Below are 21,149 nucleotides of genomic sequence, written 5' to 3'. Positions count from 1 at the left end.
GATTTAAAATACTTCCCAATAGACCAAATACCGAAATTATTCACAAAACTACACGAAGATGCCTTAGAAGATTGGCTCTCCAAAAGAAAAGGTGTATTTAGATAAAAAGACTTTCAAATTAATTATTCATAATATTTAACCAACGGGCGCTTTAATTGAACAAAAAAATAAAAACTTTTAACTTCCCCTAAAGATAATTATGTTAATGATCTAGTGATGGCGGTTCTGGTAAGAACAAGAAGGGTTACCGCCAGCATTTCGGAAAAAACCCCACGCTAAGAGCATGCAAGATTTTATACAATTTTTCGGGTAATCGAGTAACAAACAAGAACCCTAAAACCGCGCCAGGATAGGAATGTATAAAAAAATGCATAGATCCATAGAACAAAAAAAGAAGGTTTCCTTGTGAGAGTAGGGTTCCCCCCTTTTCCTTGCTACCGATAATGAGACGTTATGTTAACCACAAATGAAAATAGTATACATCCATTTTTTCACAACAAATTAATTATCCAAAATGATACAATAAAAGGAAAAAGAAAGGACTTTTCTTATAAATTCCGACTACGAAAATGAGTAAAAGAACAATTAAAACCGTATTGTTTTCGTTAGAAATAAAGGAGAAGTATTGGAATGAAGAGATATACATACTTACCGCCTAAGGTAAAAGACTCTACTAAATCAGTTGATGTTATAGATGAAGCTGGAAATAAAGTGTTCACATTTAAAAGAAAGTACAAAAATATGTTATCAAGAATGGCAACCTATGTATGGAATATTGATTGGAACGTTCAAATTAATGTCTATTCCAACGATAGAGATATAGTTTATCAGTGTATAAAGAATACCAAATGGTTGGGAAAACCTACGTATAAAGTTATTAACTATCTGACGAGTGAAGAATATGAAGTAAGTTATATTTCATGGCAAGTTATATCCCCTGAGCTTCTTATTAAATCTGAATCTTGTGAACTCATAGTAAAGAAAGTGCCAATGGATTGGGCAAAATTTTATTATCAAGGTAAAGAAATAGCAAGGTGGAGAATGAAGACATCAGAATTGTTTAAAACATACTTAGAGATAGAAAAAGCTTCCCCTATACAAGAACCAGAATTTTTTACGAGTATTGCACAAAGTCTGTTTTATATCGGTGAATAATTAACTTCCAATAACGATAATTATGTAAATAAGCTAGTTGTGGTACTGATGAAAATGTAATTACTCAAAACGAAAAGCCCTAAAAAAAGTAGGGCTTATTTTTTATTAGAGATTATCTCATTTAGAGTATTCTGCTCATGTTCACTCAATTTATTAGCGATATAGTAATCTAATATTTCATCAATAAGCTCATAATTTTTCATATCTTTTATTGTACAAATGGCCTTTATTTTACTAAGTGTTTCAGGCGATACTTTTATATTTTTTCTGTCTGCTGCTGACAAGGAATTCTTTTTCTTTGTTGCAGGATTATCTTGAACAGGTGTCACAGTCACTAAGTATTTTTTATCCAAATTGACCACTCCTATTTAGTATTTTATCTCAAACTGTTAAAACTATTTTTGTGTTATATATAGAAAAAGTGGAAATATAGAAATATCCCTATTTCTAAATAGGGATATTTCTATATTTTTTAAATCTCAGTTAAGAGCTTGAATTTCCTTTTCTGGTCAGGTGTCAGCTCGTTTTCTACATAACGATCTATAAGTAGGTCGATGATTTCATAATTGAATTTTGTGTTTGTAAGTTTCATTAATACTTCAAGTTCTTCTTTTGATTGATTAGAAATTTTAATGCTTCCTTGCTGATTCTTAAATTTCTTTTTGGGTTCCGTTTTTTCGCTTCTTTTTTCTTTGCGACTCACTTGCTTTTCTTCTGACTTAGGTTGAGAAGGAATAGCTGCTACCTCATTAGTATCAACTGTAGCTTGTCCTTGTTCTGGTACATAAGGTTCAGTAGGTTCAAAGTTACTTTTCTTTCTACCTAATAAACCAGGAGTTTTCGCCATATTACACACCAACCTTCATTTTTTCAAACATATCAATACGAGATAACAATTCATCACTAATCGTTTCGTATAATTCAATTACATTCATATCATGTCTATCTTTTTCAGTAATACCATTCACATCAAATCTTTTAATACGTTCCATTTGAGGGACGATGTTTTTAAATAGGTTTTCTTCCCCGAAAATTTCACGAGCATTTTCCATGATATATTCGTCAACCTTACCGTTGTTTTTTAGTAGGACAGGAAGAACACCAACTACTTCAATATCAAGATCATATAGTTCCTTTAACTTGATAAGTTCATTAATGTAATTCTCTGCACCAGTAAGAGAACGTTCTTGTGTTTGTAGAGCAATAAGAACATAATCAGAGGCTACAACTGCGTTCTTCGTAACTTCTAGTGACATTGGAGGAACGTCGATAAATATGTAGTCATATTTATGTTTTATTTTTTCCAGCAATCCTTTAAAGTAATGATCTTCTTCAGCTTCCGAAGAACAATTTTTATAAAGGAATTTTGCGAAGTCCTGAAAATCAACGTAAGAAGGAAGTAAATGTAAATTCTCCATAATTTCCACTTCTAGGCCGTCCAGGTTCCCCTCTTGTATTCCTTTCATTAATGTTTTTTCAACAGTAACAATCTCATCAGGATTAAGGATTGATTTTGTTAACATTAAAGACTTTGTTGCGTTACTTTGTGGATCAAGGTCAACAAGTAATGTACGCTTGCCTTTTTTAGCAAATTCATAAGAGTTCAATACAGCATTTGTGGTTTTACCGACTCCACCTTTGTAATTACCTACCGTAATTGTAATAGCCATTTTTAACACTCCAGTTATATTATTTAAAATTTCCCTATATCCCTTTATAGAAATAGGGAAAAATAGAAATAGGGAATTAGGGATATTTCCAACTATAGAAATAGGGATATTTCTATATCTTTAAAGAAATTATAACAATGATATTTGGGTTATGCAATAGAATCATAGAGTTAGTAATTAATAACCAAAACGTTGGTATCAAAAGATTCTCTTGATGTATGAAGTAGAGAGAGTTAAGAAATAAATATGTAATTTCGTAGAGAAGTTAGTAGAGGAAAAAATAGCGGAAATAGGGAAATATAGATATAGGGAAAAAGGGAAATATCCCTATATCTATAAGTGGAAATAGGGAAATAGGGAAATAGGGAAATTATTCGGAAAGTGCGTGAATTCGCTGTTTACAAAGGATAAAGCTTGTTGTAACGTAGTACACAACAAGCAACATTCTACAAAACAAAACATATTTTGATACATTACATAAATGAAGATCGATAGAACAATTGAATATGAACAGAAAATAAAAAAGCCACTCCCATATGCTATCGGCTACCAACCTTTAGCGGGAATGACTCAGTTCTAGCAAGTGTACCACCACTTAGCTAGACATAACCTGTTTTACCAGACGGGATTTCGGTTTAAGTAGTGTACCATCACTAACCTTAAACAATTATGCCTTTTCACGAGGCTTCTTTGATATACCCATTTTATCTATGATTTGACTAAAATTCAACTAGTAAATGCTAGAATTGTATTTTTTGTAGTCAAAAGATATATAACGGGCATCTCTAAACCTAGAAGTCTTGTGATTGTACAGGTCATTTAGGAATTGGAGATGTCCTTTTTGTTTTTTGTTCGCGTGGAATTGCCTGATACCACGTAAATAAAAACTGATAAGCCGTGCTTCCGTGCTTCTATATAGAGGGAACGTGTTACGGCGTGGCTAGCTGTTGGTCGTGCAGGGGGTACAGAGTATACGCCTACAAAAACAGCACCCCTAATTGGATTCCTGTTCATCTGGTTAGGGTGGGCGAGAACTTGCCCAGGGACGATTCTCTAAAAGGTTCGGGAGGTTATCGTTAGCATTACGGTGCTAGGGAGTACATTCAGTTTGTCGTGTAGGGACGATATTACAAGGACAAGCCATAGAAAAAGGATGTATGCGGTGAAGATCGCTGAGTGAACAGGGTCTATACATACGGAACACTGACTAAGCAAGGCATGGCATGAACCGAGGACGCTTATCCATTCTATTCTGATCGATTACTTTTTTTGTAGTCTGTCAGCATAGGGGATAAATCCGCCAACCAGCCGTTTTCCTAACTTCGCTTCTGCATGATACAAACCCTCAAGACCTTCAGTCAAGCTTAATTACGAAGAAAAGATGAAAAATATGAGATTGTTTAAGTCTTGGGGGATCTACTCGCTAAGATAGAGGAATACATAAGAGAATTTAATCGTACTTGGTTAGAGGAAAAGGGGACGGATGGTTAGAATATGCTTTATTGCAGGATTTGGTTTTACAGACTCTATAAGGTACGTGAAATTTACAATTAACCTATGTTAATTTGTGGAATGACTATGTTTGGTGATCTGGTAGTATCGCTGTAAAGTATGTATTAATAATATATTATGTCTAGCAAAGGAGATTGGTTTTTGAAATATATATTAAGAAAAAAAGTTAAGGGTATTTTTATAGGGTTATTAGTATTGGTGATAATTTCTTCCATTTTTGTTTATTATAAATTTTTAATACCTTCTGCAGATATTCAGCAATACAAGGAATATTATGCTCCAAAGACAATACAAAAAGTATTGAATCAAGGAGAGGTAAAAGTCACATTTTTAGGAACATCATCCTTATTATTTGATGATGGTAATACACAATTATTGATTGATGGTTTTATTTCTAGGCCATCTTTACCAAGGATAGTGTTTAGCAATTTAAAAACAGATGAAGATACTGTAGATAAAGTTTTTAATAGAATAGGAGTTGATAATAATAAACTTAAGGGAGTGTTTATCGCACATACACATTATGATCATGCATTTGATTTAGCTTATATTGCTAAACGAACTGGAACATATGTATATGGTTCAGAATCAACAATGAATGTAGGTCTTGGTGGTGGTATAAATAAGAAACAGATGTCTGTATACGAGATAAATAAGGCTATGGAGTTTGGTGACTTTACTGTCACTGTCCTTCCGTCAAAACATTCACCAACCTTTGACGAAGGAGAAAAAATAACGAAGCCATTAAAACAACCAGCTAAAGCCCTAGATTATCATGAGGACTCTTCCTATGATTTCTTAATTACACATAATAATAAAGCTTTCCTTGTTAAGCCAAGTGCTAACTATATAGAAGGGGCATTAGATGATATTAAAGCTGATGTTTTATTTTTAGGAATAGGGGGATTAGGAAAGCAGGAAAGTACTTTCCTAAATACGTATTACGAACAAACGGTAAGAAGGGTGCAACCTAAACTTGTTATTCCAATACATTGGGATGATTTCACCAAACCATTGACAGATACTCTTGAAGTAATGCCTAAATATGCAGATAATGTTAAAAATGGATTGGATTTTATAATTCAAAGGACAAAAGCAGATAAAATTGATTTTCAAATACTTCAAGGTTTTCAAAGTATTTATTTTAAAAAGGGAGGGGCGTCCATTAATAAAGAAAATACACCCTAAGGTGCCTTCCTCCGACTTGAACCATCTTAATTTTAATAATATGTATTGGACTCCCATCCAAATATTATTTTACCATGTTAAGTTATTTTATTCATTGAGAAATATGATCCCAATCTATAGTTTGTTTGCTTTCTGAAAGGTGATAAGTGGTAATTTAATTTTTAATTATGTTTTGAATGTATACTTTTGTTTTTGATTTTGAGGATATCAGGGGATTTGGTTTGAAGTCAATGTTTAAGATGATTTGAATGTAAACTAATATTTAAAAGTTTACATTGGAGAATAAAAAAGAGATCTATAAATAATATTTATTTTTATTAATATATGTATAATTACATATTTTTATATAATATTTAAGTGTTATTATTGATTTGTATTAACAAAGGAGGTAATAACATGGAAAACTTACAAACGTTAACAGAAGAAGAACTAATGGAAGTTGATGGTGGAGATTGGAAGAATGCTGCTTGTGTGGGAGCTGGAACAGTTCTAGGTGGTTTAGCTGGTGCTGGATTAGGTCCTGGTGGTATTGCGGCAGGTATTTCAGCTGGTAATATGATAGCAGGTATGACTTGTAGCGTAAAATAATTTATATTATAAAATAATAAATATAAAAAAGGTAAGGTTCTTATAAAATCTTATCCTTTTTTTATGTTTATTATATAATATTTTTCCAAAACAAAGTATTTAAATCTGTATCTAATACTTTTGCTATCTTAATGCATAAAGACAGAGATGGATTATATTTATTATTTTCAATTAAATTTATTGTTTGTCTAGCAACATTAATCGTATTAGCTAATTCTAATTGAGAGAAACCTTTTATTTTTTAATATTGTTCAAATTGATATCCCCTTATTTAATGTCGTTTATATTAGACATTTTAATTTAAAATATATAATATGTCTAATGTTTAAGATTCTATTTATATTGATTATTTGATTTTTAGTGAACGTTTAGTTGAAATCAATGTTTATTGTTTTGTTGAAAAATTCTATATTTATATAAAGGAGTAATTAAAATGAAAAAAATGGAACTTTTAAATGAAGAAGAACTAATGGAAATTGAAGGCGGATCTTGGTGGCAATATGCTGCAGCTGGAGCGGCAGTTGGTACAATAGGCGGACCTGCTGGAGCGGTAGTTGGAGGAGCTATTGGTACTATTGTAGGTGCAGTTAAATCTTAATTTTTATAACTTTAAAATAGATGTAAAATTATATATTTTTTTGTATCGTATGAATAATTGCATATTTTTATATGTGATTTAAGTGTTATTATTAGTATGTATTAACAAAGGAGGTAATAACATGGAAAACTTACAAATGTTAACTGAGAAAGAATTAATGGAAATTGAAGCTGGTGGCTGGTGGAACAGCTGGGGTAAATGTGTTGCTGGAACTGCAGGTGGAGCCATTGGTGGTGGATTAGCAGGCGCTGCAACAGGTTCAGCTGTTCCTGTTATTGGTACTGGTATTGGAGCTGCAGCAGGTGGAATTGGTGGCGGTTTAACAGGCGCTGCTTCTGCTTGCTAATACTATATAAATTAATCTTTTAATTTTTTATTTAATACTGTATAGATAATTAAATCTTTGGTGTTTTTATAAAAATTAAGACAAAATATATAGTAAAAAAAGATAAAATAGGCCTTAAACCTATTTTATCTTTTTTTGTTATACATTTAGTTTTTAATTTGTTTCATTAGTGTTGTAGCTGCTATAAGTAACATGAAACTGCTGAGGACTAAACCTCCTAAATTTACATAAAAAAGATTTGTTTTTGTAAAATTGTATATGCCGGTTAATACAAAAACGGAAAAGATAAGTGTAGCTATTATGAGTGATACTGTTTTTTGTTTATTTGTGTATGTGTTCATCTTTATTCCTCCTTAAAATTATTTCTAAGGGGTAATAACTGGAAAATAAAATGTATTAACTTTTTTTAATGGATACCTATAATTATATAGAAAAAATTAATATATTCAAGCGTACTTATCTGATTAACATTTATTTAGCAATATAAATGCTTTTATAACTCATAAAACAGAAAACTACATTTAAATATATTAATATAAAATTTTTATTAAAATAAAAATATATAAGAGGTAATATATGATATCTAGAAAATTCACATGTATAAAACAAAACGATTTAAAAGATTGTGGGCCAGCTTGTCTTGCAATGATTTCACGTTACTATGGATTAACTATGCCTATTTCAAAAATTAGAGAAATAGCGGGTACAGATTTACAAGGTACAAATATACAGGGATTAATAAAAGCTGGAGAGAGATTGGGTTTTGAAGTAAAAGGTGTAAAGGCAACGAATAAAAATGCTTTAGAAGAAATTCAATTGCCTGCTATTGCTCATATAGTAGTAAATGGAGGTTTATTACATTATGTAGTGATTCATAAAATAAAAAAAAATAAAATTTATATTGCAGATCCAGAAAAAGGTTTAATGACGTATATGTTAGATGAATTTTGTCAAATATGGACTGGTATTTTGGTATTAATGAGTCCTAGTAAAAACTTTCAAAAGGGAAATGAATCTCAGAATACACTTTCTCGTTTTTTATTTTTATTGAAGGAACAAAAGAGTTTGCTTGTACCTTTATTTTTCACTTCTATCTTTTTTAATTTATTTGGTTTATTAGGAGCGTTTTATTTTAAGTTTTTGATTGATGATATTGTGACTAATCAGTTATTGCAAACACTTCATATTGTATCGATTGGGATTATTATGTTGTATGTTTTTAAAGTTCTTCTTTCTTATTTTCGTACACATTTAATTTTATATTTGAGTAGGAGGATAGATATTCAATTAATACTTGGATATTATCGTCATGTTATAGGTTTACCAATGAACTTTTTTGAAACAAGAAAAGTAGGAGAAATAATTTCTAGATTTATGGATGCTAGTAAAATAAGAGACGCTTTATCAACAGTAACAGTTACATTAATGATTGATACAGTAATGGTTACAGTGGGAGCGATTCTGTTATATATACATAGTCCAATTTTATTTGGTGTTACTTTATTATTAATACCTTTTTATATAAGTATTATTTTTGCTTTTCATAAACCTTATCAATCTATTAATCGAGAAGAGATGGAAAGTAATGCGAAATTAACTTCTTATTTAGTTGAGTCTTTAAATGGGATTTCAACAGTAAAGTCTTATAATGCTGAAAAAGAAGTGTTTTTTCAAACTGAAAGTCGATTTGTTAATTTATTAAAGAATGTATTTAAAAGAGGAATGTTATCTAATTTACAGGGATCTATTAAGATGGGACTTGAGTTAATTGGAGGTACGGTTATTCTTTGGGTTGGTGCTATGCAAGTGCTAAAAGGTAATATGACAATTGGTGAATTAATTACATATAATGCACTTTTAGCTTATTTTTTAAATCCAATTGAAAATTTAATTGGAATTCAACCTACTATGCAATCTGCATTAGTTGCTGGAGAACGATTAAATGAAATTTTTGATTTAGATGTTGAAAAAAGTGAAAAAGAATACAATAAAGTTTCTCCTAAACAGTTATCTGGAAAAATTGAATGTTCTAACGTTATATTCCGCTATGGAACACGTAAAAATGTTTTAAATAATATAAGTTTTTCTATTGAACCTGGAAGTCAAGTAGCTTTTGTAGGAGAAAGTGGTTCTGGAAAAACGACAATTTCAAAATTATTAATGCATTATTACGAGGCTCAAGAAGGTGACATATATTATGATGATTATCATATTAAAGAAATAAACCGTACTGCATTACGAAATCAGATTGCATATGTTTCTCAGGAATCATTTTTCTTTAGTGCGTCTATTTATGAGAATTTATGTTTTGGATTAGAGCGATCAGTTACATTAGAAGAGGTTATAGAAGTATGTAAACAGGTTTGTGTCCATGAGTTCGTTGGTGAATTACCGTTACGTTATGAAACTCATTTAGAAGAAAATGCTTCGAATTTATCGGGTGGACAAAGACAACGTTTAGCAATTGCGAGAGCGTTATTGAAAAAACCGGATATTTTGATTTTAGATGAAGCAACAAGTAATTTAGATTCTACAACTGAAAAAAATATTACGGATATGTTAAAAGAATTAGGTTCGCAAGGAGTAACTGTTATTATGATTGCCCATCGATTAAGTACAATTCAACATGCAATTCAAATTTTTGTAATGGAAAAAGGAAATATCATAGAGCGAGGTTCTCATGAAGAACTATTATTTTATCAAGGAGAATATTATCGACTTTGGAAGAATCAAACGGTTCACGTAGAGCATATAGAGTCACAATTTTATAAAATGAGGGGTGGTCAATATGAGTAAGATTTATTCTTTTGATCAATTAACAGATAGTGTAGAGTTATTGGAACGAAAACCCCCTCGTTTTATTGCTGTATTAATATGTTTTTTATTTTTAAGCTTTATAGTTTTTATAATTTGGGCATTTGTTGGAAAGATAGATATTGTTAGTAAAGGAACAGCAACGATACAGAGAAAGTCAGATATAAGTATATCTCGTGTTCAGGTTACAGGTACTATAGATACTGTTTTTGTTAGATCAGGAGATGAAGTAAAAAAAGGAGATACTTTGATTCAATTAAAAAATCAGGAATTGATAGGTAAACAAAATCAATCGGATCAAATAGTTAAGCGTTTAGAATTACAAAAAGAGATGTTAGAACAATTAAAAAAGAGTATTCAGTCTCATAAAATATCTTTTTCAGATGATGTGGATAAGAAAATTATAGAAGAATATAAAGCATATGAGCAAGGCTATCAATCTTTGGATAATGAAAAAAAGAATGAGATAAAGACTATAGCCGAAAGTAAGATATCAGATGAACAAGATGAGATTTTACAAGGATTAATTGCTGAAAAAGAAAATATTGAAAGAGAAATAATTTCTATAAAAAAACAAATAACAAAAGAGAATATTTTAGAAGAACAAAAACAATTGTTAGATGATAAAGTAGATTCTTTGGAATCTCAAAAGAATGGTGTTGAAAAACGAATACAACAACGAATAGAGTCTTTAGAAAGTAATAGAAAAAAGGTTGATATAACTGAAAAAGGAAAACAAGAACAAAAGCAAGATTCTTTAAAGCAATATAAAGAAAATACTATTACTTCAGTTAATCAAAGGATTCAACCTTTAGAGCAAGAGATATTTGTGAAGAAACAAGAATTAGATGGATTACGTAGTCAAAGTGAAACAACAACTATAAAAGCAAATAAGGATGGAATTGTACAGTTTCCTGCTATTATACAGCCAGGTGATTTAATTGATTCTGGTCAAGAAATAGCTTCAATTATTCCAAAAGAAGATGAAAAAAAGGTTAGGGTTTTTTTATCAGCTCAAGAAATAAAGGGAGTTAAAAAGGGAGATAAAGTACAATACTCGTTTAAGTTACAGAAAACGGATAAACAAACAGGAGAGATACTATATGTATCTGCAAATCCTATATTTAATAAAGAATCTAAAAGTTATATGTATGAATTAGAAGCAACAATTAATACAAAGGAATTAAATGAATTACATACAGGAATGTTGGGTACAGCTTCTGTGGTAACAGGAGAAGAATCTATATGGAAGTTTATATCTAGAAAGTTTATGTCATAAAATGGTTAGAAATTATAAGATGTAGAGGAGATATTAGTCTGTTATGAAGAGATATAGATTTGTTTTATTGTTTTTTGTCTTATTAGGGATATTTAATCCTTTTAGTAATAATACTTATGCTGAAGTAAATAATTCAGTTTTAAATCAAGATAGTAAGGTTTTTAGTATTTTTAATAATGAAGACAATGTTGAAGAGATTATTTCTAATATAAAAAGAAATAACTTGGTAGAATGGGATAATAAAGATTTAAATGAACTGTTAGATACAGTAGATAATATTGGTTTAAATATAATGGATAGAGCAACTTTAAAAAGAGAAATTATTAGAGAATCCGGATTTTTTAATTTTGATTTTAAAGGTACAAAATCTGATGTTTTAGCTTTTAAGGATTTAAGAATAGAAATTATAGAAATTGATGAACCTATTATGTTATATAGAAGAAGTAAAGTTGGGGAAGTAGAATCTAAATATGGTCTTGGATATTGGTGGGGAGATAAGAAGAGAAGTATTGATGAGACAAGAAATGAATTAGCAGTATTAGAAGCATGGGGAAATCCACTTAGTATGGAATATATTATACAAGTTCCTAAAGGAGTTAAGACGCTTCGGGGCGTTACTGCATCACAAATTCAATATCTTAATGGTACAAGTACTATTAAAGAATATAGGGAAGGTGGAGCAATACAATATTGGATCAATAAAGTTAGTACTAGCTGGTTAAAATAGATTATAGACTTGGTGTGAGAAACTAATGAAAAATGATCAAGAATTTATTAATCTTATTTTAGATTGTGAAAGTATTATAAAGCAAAAGATATGTAGTATTAGTGATTTGGATGATAATAGAAGATATAATTTAATGCTAGATGAGATTAAAGGTTTAATGATAACTATAAAACAAAAGAAATTGAATACTAAACAATATTATTTATTTATTACACAAATGCTTGATAAAAATGATCCAAATGATGTTATTGTTGCTATTTTAAGACTTAATGAATTTTATTGTAAGTATTATCAAAAACTATAGTTTTTGATAATACTTATTTTTTATATGTATTTATAGGGGTCTCGCCACATCGCCATCAAGTTAAGAAATGCATTGTCCCCCAAAACGAAAAAAATGAACTAAATTCCCACGGACAACTATAAAGAGATAAAATCTTCGTTTTGGGAATACTTCAAATTATTAGCTTGATAAGCATGTAAGGTGACCCCTATGTGCTCTTTTTTCTATAAAAAAAGACACCCAAAGGTGCCTTCCTCCGACTTGAACCACTTTAATTTTAATAATATGTATTGGACTCCCATCCAAATATTATTTTACCATGTTAAGTAATGTTGGTCATTGAGAAAAAAGAACAAGCCCTATATAGGGGGACCGCCACATGCCCATCAAGCTAAGATTTTAAAGTACCTCCTAAATGGAAATTTTGTGTTTTTATAGCACCGAAGTTTATTTTTATCGTTTTGGAGAACAACAGATTTTTTTAACTTGATAGCGATGTGATCATGCCCTTTTTTAGAGTCATACTATTAGTATATCCAAGATTAGGAGATTACTTGCAAGAGTCTTGGAAGTATTGCAACCGTGCTGTGTTATACTTCTAAAGTACTAACATTTCATGTAGGACTTATAGATGTCGGTATGACATATGAAATGTAAAATCAATCTGTTATTTTGAAGGTTCAGGCTATCGTTATTTAAACTAACATTCACACTAAAAGAAGTACAAGGAGGAAGGTATATCTATTAAAATAGTGAGGTATACCAAATTAGAAATGAACATTAGATTTAATAAAAAAGTAGTAGCATTCACGGCAGGATTAACGGTATTATCTTCACCATTGGTATCGTTTGCAGAGGAACAACAATTAGTAAACAATAAGCAACCTACAAACGTTCAGGAACAAAGTAAAACAACATCAGATGAACAGGCTTTAAAAAGTATTGAAGCTAGTTTTGAAGAGGTAGACGGACGTGGTGGAGGTACTGTCGACAATAAGAAAGTAGATAGTCTTCAACGTTCAAAAGGTATTCATGAAGAAACAGGTACACTAACTGTTCCTAACAATTCAAACAGAACAAAACGTAGTCTGTCTCCCATATCACCTAGCACCTCTAGTACAATAAATGGTGTTTCATTCACTGAATGGATTGTTCCAGCAGGTAACGATAATATTCGTCCTCAAAACTATATGAGTCCAAAGTACATTACAATTCATGAGACTGATAATACAAGTGTAGGAGCAGGTGCTAGAAACCACGCCCAATACCTATATAACCAAGCAGTAGGCAACACAGACCGAGCTGCATCGTGGCATTTTACAGTAGACGATAAAGAGATTTATCAACATCTACCATTAAACGAGAACGGATGGCACGCAGGAGACGGTGATGGTCCAGGTAATAGAGAATCTATTGCAATTGAAATCGCAGTTAACAGTGACGGTAATTATAGTAAAGCGGTAGATAATGCTAAGAAACTTGTAGCTTATTTAATGAAAGAAACTGGTGTACCGTTAAATAACATTGTAAAACACCAAAGATGGAGTGGTAAAATATGTCCTGCTAATATGATTAATAATGGACAATGGGATGCATTCGTAAATGGTGTTGGTGGGTATTATAATAATCTTTATCAACCAAAAGATGACATTACTGGAGGTTGGTATGAAGAAGCTATACGAGAGTTAAATAGAAGGGGTATTATGATAGGGGAAGGAAACGGAGTTTTCGCACCTAATAGAGCGATAACAAGAGCCGAATTTGCTCAATTAATCTCTAAATCTCTAAACCTGCCAGCTGGAGATGCTTCATTTAAAGACCTAAACGATGCAAACTCAACTTTACGAGATGGTATTAAACGTGCTGCAAGTGCAGGTATTATTCTAGGTAGAGGTGATGGTTATTTTGACCCAAACACACCTATTACAAGAGAAGAATCAGCAATTATTGTAAACAAGGCTTTACAGTATAAAGGTATATGGGGACCAGTTGTAAACCTACCATTCTCAGACAAAGACCAAATTAGCTATAAAGAAGACGTACAAAGATTGTATGGCCTAGGTATTGTAAGAGGTAAGGGTGACAATCAATACGACCCTAAAGGAACAACAACTCGTGGTGAAACAGCAACATTCATTCTAAATATGCTACAAGTAATTGAAAATGGTAGTGTTGAAAAGGTAATTGGAACGGCTCAAATTAATGGTATTGGGGTAAATGTTCGAAGCGGATCAGGTACAAACTATTCTATTGTTAGAAAGACAAGTAAAGGCGAAAAAGTTACAGTATATGAAGAAAAGAATGGTTGGCTAAGAATTGGAACAGGTCAGTGGATTTATTATGACTCTAGTTATATCGACTATAACAGATTATAAAAGATTATAAAAGACTAAATAGTTAAAAGAACAGGTCATATTTGGATATATAACTTAATCTCAGGTTGTGGAGAAAGTCTTCTTCACAATCTGTTTTTGTGTCTGTCCCCCTCTTTACCTACCAATACTGATAAAAAGAGGAAAAGGAGAGATTCATTATGATGGGTGCATCGAAAAATCACCGTGTATACAATTTAAACACTAATGTTTTTCTAATAATTAAGTAGGGATCACCGTACATGCCTATCCAACTCATATTTTGAAATACCTCAAAACGAAAAAATGGGCTTTTTTGTTACAAGTTAGCACAAAATTTCGTTCTGGGGGTACTATAAAATTTTAGCTTGATAGCGATGGGGGACCGCCACATGCCCATCAACCTATATTTGTACCATCTGAGGAACAAGGCACCATACAGGGTAATCCGAAAATCTTGAGAGGTATTGTGTATAGTATATTTACCTCAGGTACAACAAAAGAGCCTTACCTCTGTAGGAAAGGCTCCACTAGTTTAGTTGTATAGTATTTATATAACAACTAAGAAACTGAAAACATATAACACCAAGTAGCAGAACCCTAACATTCCGCCTACAGCTAGTAACTGTTTACCCCAGCTCTTGAGTTTCAGATTATTGTCAATCGCTTGCACTCTTTCCATATATCGTTTCCTCCTATTAAGGAGAACCCTTGAAGACTCTCACCTCGCTATGATACCATTAAGAGATGACTAATAGAGGTCTAAATGTATAAATATGCAATATTTCATATCGAAATGCATTATTATTATATATATATAAGCGCTTACTGTAATAAGGGTGTAAAGATTCACCACATCTTATAATTGAAGTGTTCTTTAGATAATTTAATATTTTTTGTAGGAACTTTAACTCCAAAAGAAAATTCTTTTATTACATAAACATCTTCTCCTCAAAGAAATCCACCAACTACATCCTCTATTGGTAGTGAAAACACAGAATCTAGTTTTATATATGGACATTCTCTTATAATACCAGCCTCTTCAAACGCTTCCCGTTTTGCTGATTCAATAGGAGTCTCACCATCTTCTCCACCCTCACAATAAAAAAAGTCGGTTCGTTTATCCTCACCTAAAAGGTAATGCTTTTTCTTTTTTTATTGTGCCCTTGCACAACTTTTTTCGGCTCGATATGCTTTTTTCGCTAAGCCGCCAACAAAACGCAAGATAATGGTTATCGACTTGGATTAACAAGTATACGAGCCGAACCGCTTATATCAATCGCTCGAAAATTATTCTTATTCAATATGTTGATACGTTTAATATGTGGGGGGTCGCCCCCACACGACGAGCCAGCACTCACACCCAAAAACAGGGGTGAATAGCATGATAAAACATTTTTACACTTTAGAATCATGCTATTATAAAGAAATTTGGTAGTTTTTAATTAGCCTTTAACTTAATCTCAAACTTAAGGGAGATGTATAGATGAACATTGGTAGACAGATACAATATTTTCGTAAACGGGATAATATGTCCCAAGAGAAGTTAGCAGAAAAAATTCATGTTTCCAGACAATCTATTTCTAACTGGGAAAATGAAAGAAACTATCCAGATATTCATAATTTACTAATGATGAGTATTCTCTTTAATGTCTCCCTGGATGATTTAGTTAAAGGAGATGTAAAGATCATGAAAGAAGAACTTCAAAAATCAACTTTCTTTAAGTGGAGTTATATCATGTTAGCATCAATGATTATAATTCCTATTTCTATTGCACCTGTATTTCACTTTTTTGGTTATTATGGCCTTATAATACCTTTGGTATTTACGATTTTGCTTATGTTTTCATCACAGCAAGTTGAAAACATAAAAAAAGAGCATAATTTAAAAACTTATCGTCAAATAGTTGATTTTATAGAGGGAAAACCTATAAGTGAAGTAAAGCCGAATATAAAAGACAAATTATTAAAAATAGGTTTGATGATCGCAAGTGCTTTAATTAGTTATAGTTTGATTTATTTAGGATTGAGTGTATTTGGAAGATAACTTAGAAAACTATTAAAAGTCCTCCGGATTGTTTAACTGGAGGACTTTTGTGTTTACATAATTATCGTTAGCGGAAGTTCCATTTTTTAAAACAATTCCATTAAATATGATTGGATGTATAAAACACATTAATAAAGGATTATACTCGACTTGGGGCTACCGCAGATGCTTCCTCTTAATCATCCATATGAATAAACGACTTACTTATGATCAATTTGTAGTTGTTGTTTTTCGTTAAAACACATTGAGAATTGTGGATGTTTTTCTGCTTCTTTCTTTGTTCCTATAAAGAATTGCGAATATGTCAATCCAGCTTGCGATGATACTGTTGTATTGTGAATATCTTTGCCTTTTTCTAACCTCTTAACTTGGTTTCCGCTTTTGTCTACATAATAGTATTTTACATTATTCCATCCAGAATCAAGGTCACTTTCCCTACCAATCCTTTCATTCGATGATGTTTTCAATAGTCCATCTTTATTTACTTGATATATAATTTTCTTATCTTCAATTTTTAGGGGTGGTGCATCCTTGATGTTATAAAGGACACCCATACATCCTTTGTAACCATCAGGTATTAAAAAGACCTTCTTAGCGAAAGAATTATACATATCATATATCCAAAAAATAGGGGTACCTAGTATGATAACAGACACAAAAAAGGCTATTCCAGCATAAGTATATTTATTCTTACGGATAAAGTACCATGCCAAAAATATAAACAATAAGAAAAGTGGTATTGCTTGAATGAAGAGAAATCCTTTTAAAAAATCAAGTTCAGTACTGCCTGGAGGGTCTGTTGTCATCCCGCCTATAAACATTGCTATTGGAGCTGTGATGAGATTTAATCCTAAACTAAGATAAATCAATACCAACAGGTTTTTATTTTTATTTTTTTGTACTCCATCCATTCGAATTCCTCCTACACTTAATTCAATAAAATTCTTGTTGCACAGCAAACCCTTTCCCATTTTGAGGGAGACATGATCTGCTCTCAATATTTTTTTCTTTTTAAGCCGATAAAGTCCTTCAGATTGGCTCCCAGTGCAATCAAAGTCATAACGATATAGATACTTAGGGAAGTAACCTGATTTGGAATCAACTTAGCAAGGTTTGCCCAAAGTAATGCAATGCTTGCTAGCCATGTTAAACCGATGATATAAGACCAACCTGTTTTTCTTGGCTTATAACCTGTTCACTTCTCTTTTCCTAATTGTACCATTTGGAAGAATCGATTTGTTAGGATTTTTGAATGTATAGGATATACATTCAAGGTTAACATAACGTCTCATTATCAGTAGCAAGAAAAAGGCGAATTCCTTGTAAGAGTAGGGGTCCGCCTATTTCTTTTTCTATGGATCTATGCATTTTTTTATACATTCCTATCCTGGCGCCGTTTTCGGATTCTTGTTTATTATTAGACTAGCCAAAAAAACTGTATAAAATCTTGCATACTCTTAGCCTGGTTTTTTTTCCGAAATGTTGGCGGTACCCCATTTAGAAGACTAGTATGTGTTGCTAGTCTTTTTTTTATTAATTTACAAAATGAAATAATAAAAAAGACACCCAAAGGTGCCTTCTTGCGATTTGAACCAACGTAATATGGTATCGGATGCCAATCCAATTATTATTTTACCACGTTAAATAATTTCAGTTATTGAGAAATAATAAAAGCCCTCTTTTGAGTGCCTGTTTCTAATTAATTACATCCTTAATTGATTGTAAATTGATTTGAATACGTGAATTCACCACGATATTTAATTGCAGCTACATAAGTACCACTTGTATAGTTATCTGTGATAGGGGTTTGCCAAATTTCTGTTCCAGGAAGAAATTCTGGTTCTATTGTTTGGAATCGTTCTAGGGTACCATCTGTGTGGACTTTAAAAATTTTCATTTTCGCGCCAAAATGTTCTCTACCAAAGTGCTGTGTTAAGTAAAATGTATCACCAGTTATTAAATTCCCAATCTTCCAATCAGGTTGATATGTACTTTCCACGGAACTTTCCAGATCCACAATGGTTTTAAATCCCCAATCATCATTAAATGGATCTGAGTAAGCTGCAGCGACTTGTGAGGTAGGATTACTCATTTCTATTGCAGTAAACCCGCTAAATGTTAACGCCCCAATTAATGCTAATTTTCCTAATTTCATTATTGTTTCCCCCTATTAATTTTCGGAATTATTCAAAATTAGAAGTCATACACACATAATAATATAATTGATTGTATTATATTTCAAATATTTTCTAAAAAAATCCATAAAGACAAAAAAGACACCCAAAGGTGCCTTCCTCCAACTTGAACCACTTTAATTTTAATAATATGTATTGGACGCCAATCCATATATTATTTTACCACGTTAATTAATATTGGTCATTGAGAAAAAATAAAAGCACTCTTTCGAGTGCCTTCAACTATTCTACTTTTAATTTAATTTCTTTACCTGTCATACCGCCACTAGCTTTTAAGAAAAGTCCTTCAGCATCTTTTGGTATATCAAATACAATTTTACCTGTCTGTGTTAGACCAGGATTTAATTGTTTTAAGAAGAAGTCAGTTTTTCCACCGTTAGCTAAGTCAAAAGATGTTTGACCCTGTACTGAAGATGTGAATTCACGACCTTTGTTATCTACCAATTTAAAGCTGTTAGTATCAACAGTGATAGCGTCTTTTTGATTATTAGTAAGTGTAACTTCTAAAATCTTAAAGACACCTTGTGCTTGTTCTTTTGAGTATTCATTACCCACAGAATCTACTGTTTCCATAGATCCTACAGCGATTTTTACATCAGAAGATACACCTTCTTTTGATACCGCTTTAGTGTCTGTTGAAGTTTTTTCAGTTGAATCTCCGCCACCAGCAACCATAGCAATTATTCCGATTACAAATAAAGCTATAATGCCTAGGCATCCAAACTTAAATATTTTTCCCACGTTTGTTCCTCCAATTATGTAAAATGTAAGATTGCCACGTTAATAATAACAAATTAAATATCTTTATATTGTCATATTATGTCGAAAGGAAATAAAAAGATAGTTTAGAAGTTTCAGACTGTATTTCTTTCCTATGACTTATTTTTCCCACGTATCTCTTATTCATAAAAAAAGACACCTTAAGGTGCCTTACTCCAACTTGAACCATCTTAATTTTATTGTGTTGTTATCATATAGGAAAAGAAGACATCGATTAAGATGTCTTCTTTTGCTTGTACAATTGGTGTTAAGAAGGTATTGTATTGCTTAAAAAACATAAAAAAATATAACAATCATCGAGTAAGATTATTATAGCATCAATAAATAGGGTTCTCCATATGTAATATTGCATATATATAGATTTATTTATGTTTTATCTATATAGTTTAATTGTCTGTTATTTTTTTTAATTCATTTACTTATATTATTTTTTGAGCGCTCCAGCAATGGAGCCTTTTTTTATGCAATAAAACATTTTCTTTACATTATTTAGTCGATCTATATTAGCTTTTCCTTCTTAAAAGATACCTGTATTTTACCAAATTATTGTATAGACAACCAGTCTTTTTATGAGAATTTAGTGAGTTAATAGTATTAAATTTGAAAATAGTTTTTATATCGAAAGTAGTGGATGGGTTATTCTGTATGTCAATCGATATGTTAAATTGCATATCGAAAAAAGTAGAATTTGTTAACGTTTTCAAAATAAGGAATATTCTTATAAATTTCTGCTAATATCAAATTTGTACTTATTATAAAACAAGGGGATGTTTATATGTTTAAAAAAGTTACATTAGGGATATCATCATTAGCGGTGGCAGCGGTAGTTGGGTTAGGAATGGCATCGGAGGCATCAGCAGGACCAGCAGCACCTCTAACTTCTTTAAGTGTAGTAAAAGTGGAATCACAATTGGGTGGAGTTGAATACATTACTCCTAATAGTTTTAGTACAACTAAAGATCATGGGGGAAGTTACTTATATGTTTACACAAAAGAAATAGGATATGGCCAGTTTCCTTTTGCCAAAATGAATGGATTTGATGTGAAAAGTATTGGTTCACAAATAATTGGTGGTAATCCTATTGTAGGTTGGGAATATAAATGGGATGCATCAAATCATCAAGAAGGGACTTTTGAATATCAAAAGACTTCAATAAATTATCCAAGAGATACGTGGCGCACTTCGTTATATATTAAATAATCAGTTTTATATATTCGTAGCATGAGAATCCCTGTACCTTGTGTAGGGATTTTTTCATGAAAAAAAGACACCCTAAGGTGCCTTCCTCCGACTTGAACCACTTTAATTTTAATAATATGTATTGGACATTAAGTAAACACGTCCTATAAAACAGAATCATTTATTTTTACCAGATTGTTAGTGTACAAATACAAGAGAATCGAGATCGTTTGTTTGGCTAGATTAAAGCAACGCCACATCTATATGGTTGAGATGTGTTACGCCTTCTAATCGGAAAATCTGCTTTATAGAACGTGTCCACAAGTTATATTTTACTACATGTAATATTTATTTGGTGTAATTTTATCGAATATGAATAATTGCATTAAGTTTACGAGAAAAAGAGAGTATACTTTGGTATTGTGTAATAAAGATA

At 31.5% G+C, this 21,149-nt stretch carries 21 protein-coding genes and 2 pseudogenes; 13 read left to right on the top strand and 10 right to left on the bottom strand.

Translation table 11 applies throughout. The features are described from left to right. Nucleotides 1-105, top strand: a pseudogene (locus tag AC0IXC_RS27810) (NUDIX hydrolase); the annotation flags it as partial. Between the two features lie 525 nt (nt 106-630). Continuing rightward, nucleotides 631-1,155 carry a tubby C-terminal domain-like protein gene (locus tag AC0IXC_RS27805; RefSeq protein WP_471653648.1) on the top strand — a complete coding sequence of 175 codons (525 nt, stop codon included), beginning with the start codon at nt 631-633 and terminating at the stop codon, nt 1,153-1,155. Between the two features lie 95 nt (nt 1,156-1,250). Here AC0IXC_RS27805 and AC0IXC_RS27800 read toward each other — a convergent pair whose 3' ends face one another. The 3 genes from AC0IXC_RS27800 to AC0IXC_RS27790 form a co-directional block, all read right to left on the bottom strand. Continuing rightward, the gene (locus AC0IXC_RS27800) at nt 1,251-1,508 is read right to left on the bottom strand and encodes a hypothetical protein (protein ID WP_144513704.1); all 258 of its coding nucleotides are present in this window, start codon (nt 1,506-1,508) and stop codon (nt 1,251-1,253) included. A gap of 119 nt (nt 1,509-1,627) precedes the next feature. Beyond that, nucleotides 1,628-2,002: a hypothetical protein gene (locus AC0IXC_RS27795; protein ID WP_088037712.1), complete on the bottom strand. Its 375-nt coding sequence runs from the start codon at nt 2,000-2,002 to the stop codon at nt 1,628-1,630. A gap of 1 nt (nt 2,003) precedes the next feature. Continuing rightward, nucleotides 2,004-2,825, bottom strand: coding sequence for a ParA family protein (locus tag AC0IXC_RS27790; protein WP_088059830.1), 822 nt, complete (start codon nt 2,823-2,825; stop codon nt 2,004-2,006). Between the two features lie 1,653 nt (nt 2,826-4,478). Here AC0IXC_RS27790 and AC0IXC_RS27785 point away from each other — a divergent pair. Both AC0IXC_RS27785 and AC0IXC_RS27780 read left to right on the top strand, forming a co-directional pair. Next, nucleotides 4,479-5,525 carry an MBL fold metallo-hydrolase gene (locus tag AC0IXC_RS27785; protein ID WP_471653647.1) on the top strand — a complete coding sequence of 349 codons (1,047 nt, stop codon included), beginning with the start codon at nt 4,479-4,481 and terminating at the stop codon, nt 5,523-5,525. 396 nt (nt 5,526-5,921) lie between these two features. Beyond that, a complete protein-coding gene (locus AC0IXC_RS27780; RefSeq protein WP_471653646.1) occupies nt 5,922-6,113 on the top strand; it encodes a Blp family class II bacteriocin in 192 nt (63 codons plus the stop codon). Between the two features lie 70 nt (nt 6,114-6,183). Here AC0IXC_RS27780 and AC0IXC_RS27775 read toward each other — a convergent pair whose 3' ends face one another. After that, the gene (locus AC0IXC_RS27775) at nt 6,184-6,351 is read right to left on the bottom strand and encodes a helix-turn-helix transcriptional regulator (RefSeq protein ID WP_471653650.1); all 168 of its coding nucleotides are present in this window, start codon (nt 6,349-6,351) and stop codon (nt 6,184-6,186) included. Between the two features lie 195 nt (nt 6,352-6,546). Here AC0IXC_RS27775 and AC0IXC_RS27770 point away from each other — a divergent pair, with 195 nt between their 5' ends. Together AC0IXC_RS27770 and AC0IXC_RS27765 are read left to right on the top strand one after the other, a co-directional pair. Beyond that, entirely contained in the window at nt 6,547-6,711 is a 165-nt protein-coding gene (locus tag AC0IXC_RS27770; RefSeq protein ID WP_471653645.1) for a Blp family class II bacteriocin, read from the top strand. Nucleotides 6,712-6,832: 121 nt separating this feature from the next. Then, nucleotides 6,833-7,057, top strand: coding sequence for a Blp family class II bacteriocin (locus AC0IXC_RS27765; protein WP_033728831.1), 225 nt, complete (start codon nt 6,833-6,835; stop codon nt 7,055-7,057). Between the two features lie 146 nt (nt 7,058-7,203). Here AC0IXC_RS27765 and AC0IXC_RS27760 read toward each other — a convergent pair whose 3' ends face one another. Next, nucleotides 7,204-7,398, bottom strand: coding sequence for a hypothetical protein (locus AC0IXC_RS27760; RefSeq protein ID WP_033728830.1), 195 nt, complete (start codon nt 7,396-7,398; stop codon nt 7,204-7,206). Nucleotides 7,399-7,633: 235 nt separating this feature from the next. Here AC0IXC_RS27760 and AC0IXC_RS27755 point away from each other — a divergent pair, with 235 nt between their 5' ends. The 5 genes from AC0IXC_RS27755 to AC0IXC_RS27735 all read left to right on the top strand — a co-directional run bounded on the left by AC0IXC_RS27755 (nt 7,634) and on the right by AC0IXC_RS27735 (nt 14,535). Continuing rightward, on the top strand, nt 7,634-9,853 hold the full coding sequence (locus tag AC0IXC_RS27755; protein WP_471653644.1) for a peptidase domain-containing ABC transporter: 2,220 nt from the start codon (nt 7,634-7,636) through the stop codon (nt 9,851-9,853). Continuing rightward, a complete protein-coding gene (locus AC0IXC_RS27750) occupies nt 9,846-11,150 on the top strand; it encodes a hemolysin D (protein ID WP_471653643.1) in 1,305 nt (434 codons plus the stop codon). The genes AC0IXC_RS27755 and AC0IXC_RS27750 overlap by 8 nt, the downstream gene beginning before the upstream one ends. Before the next feature lie 43 nt (nt 11,151-11,193). After that, entirely contained in the window at nt 11,194-11,877 is a 684-nt protein-coding gene (locus AC0IXC_RS27745) for an autotransporter (protein WP_085451335.1), read from the top strand. A gap of 25 nt (nt 11,878-11,902) precedes the next feature. Next, nucleotides 11,903-12,181: a hypothetical protein gene (locus AC0IXC_RS27740; RefSeq protein WP_033728824.1), complete on the top strand. Its 279-nt coding sequence runs from the start codon at nt 11,903-11,905 to the stop codon at nt 12,179-12,181. Nucleotides 12,182-12,933: 752 nt separating this feature from the next. Next, the gene (locus AC0IXC_RS27735) at nt 12,934-14,535 is read left to right on the top strand and encodes an S-layer homology domain-containing protein (protein WP_471653642.1); all 1,602 of its coding nucleotides are present in this window, start codon (nt 12,934-12,936) and stop codon (nt 14,533-14,535) included. 526 nt (nt 14,536-15,061) lie between these two features. Here the strand turns inward: AC0IXC_RS27735 and AC0IXC_RS27730 are convergent. Then, nucleotides 15,062-15,193: a hypothetical protein gene (locus AC0IXC_RS27730; RefSeq protein WP_471653641.1), complete on the bottom strand. Its 132-nt coding sequence runs from the start codon at nt 15,191-15,193 to the stop codon at nt 15,062-15,064. Nucleotides 15,194-15,369: 176 nt separating this feature from the next. Then, nucleotides 15,370-15,606, bottom strand: a pseudogene (locus AC0IXC_RS27725) (NUDIX hydrolase); the annotation flags it as partial. A gap of 391 nt (nt 15,607-15,997) precedes the next feature. Between AC0IXC_RS27725 and AC0IXC_RS27720 the strand changes: the two are divergent. Then, nucleotides 15,998-16,558: a helix-turn-helix domain-containing protein gene (locus AC0IXC_RS27720; RefSeq protein ID WP_471653640.1), complete on the top strand. Its 561-nt coding sequence runs from the start codon at nt 15,998-16,000 to the stop codon at nt 16,556-16,558. Between the two features lie 200 nt (nt 16,559-16,758). On the opposite strand, the gene AC0IXC_RS27715 is transcribed toward AC0IXC_RS27720, so the two are convergent. The 3 genes from AC0IXC_RS27715 to AC0IXC_RS27705 all read right to left on the bottom strand — a co-directional run bounded on the left by AC0IXC_RS27715 (nt 16,759) and on the right by AC0IXC_RS27705 (nt 19,494). Continuing rightward, nucleotides 16,759-17,469 (bottom strand): DUF6843 domain-containing protein, encoded by a 711-nt coding sequence (locus AC0IXC_RS27715; protein WP_471653639.1) that lies wholly within the window; start codon nt 17,467-17,469, stop codon nt 16,759-16,761. Nucleotides 17,470-18,269: 800 nt separating this feature from the next. Further along, complete coding sequence (locus AC0IXC_RS27710) at nt 18,270-18,713, bottom strand: DUF5065 family protein (protein WP_088037714.1); 444 nt, start codon at nt 18,711-18,713, stop codon at nt 18,270-18,272. Nucleotides 18,714-18,975: 262 nt separating this feature from the next. Beyond that, nucleotides 18,976-19,494, bottom strand: a complete 519-nt coding sequence (locus AC0IXC_RS27705; RefSeq protein WP_078178403.1) for a DUF4352 domain-containing protein — start codon at nt 19,492-19,494, stop codon at nt 18,976-18,978. Between the two features lie 814 nt (nt 19,495-20,308). Between AC0IXC_RS27705 and AC0IXC_RS27700 the strand changes: the two genes are divergently transcribed. Next, nucleotides 20,309-20,734, top strand: a complete 426-nt coding sequence (locus tag AC0IXC_RS27700; RefSeq protein ID WP_002167259.1) for a DUF4879 domain-containing protein — start codon at nt 20,309-20,311, stop codon at nt 20,732-20,734. Nucleotides 20,735-21,149: the final 415 nt, after the last annotated feature.

The sequence above is a fragment of the Bacillus sp. AC266 genome (genome assembly GCF_979253805.1).
Note: the sequence above shows the minus strand (reverse complement) of the source record. Positions and strands in the feature narration are given on the sequence as shown.